The sequence below is a fragment of the Vibrio sp. 10N.222.49.C9 genome (assembly GCF_041474985.1).
GTDB classification, from domain to species: Bacteria; Pseudomonadota; Gammaproteobacteria; order Enterobacterales; family Vibrionaceae; genus Vibrio; species Vibrio crassostreae_C.
The window spans coordinates 1-410 of sequence record NZ_JBFRVD010001002.1 but is presented as its reverse complement, the minus strand read 5'-3'; the positions used below and the strand labels follow the sequence as shown (position 1 = coordinate 410).

General features: G+C 48.5%; 1 protein-coding gene. It reads left to right on the top strand.

What is annotated here, in order from left to right:
• Nucleotides 1–410: ABC transporter permease (locus AB4585_RS26625; RefSeq protein ID WP_372171747.1), on the top strand; the 410-nt coding region annotated here is incomplete at both ends.

The following is a 410-nucleotide window of genomic DNA, read 5'->3' as shown; positions in this document are numbered from 1 at the left end:
GTATACAGCCAAGTGTTACACGGCGGTAAGAAGTCGCTAACTGTTGCTCTGTCTGCTGGCATTATTGCAATGACTCTAGCTGTAGCGGTTGGTGTGACTTCTGGCTACCTAGGTGGCAAAGTTGATGAGTGGATGAACTTCGTCACTAACGTATTCTTGGTTTTCCCTCAGCTACCGCTGCTAATTGTACTCGCCGCCTTCCTCGGACAGGTCAGCTCATTAGTCATAACCTTGTTACTCGGACTCACATCCTGGCCATGGGGGGCACGTGTTATCCGTTCGCAAACCATGGCACTAAGACACAAAGAATACATCATCTCGGCTGAGGTAATGGGTGAGTCAAAGATTCGCATCATCCTTGTAGAGATTCTACCAAACCTAACGTCTATCGTTTTCGGTGGCTTCCTTGG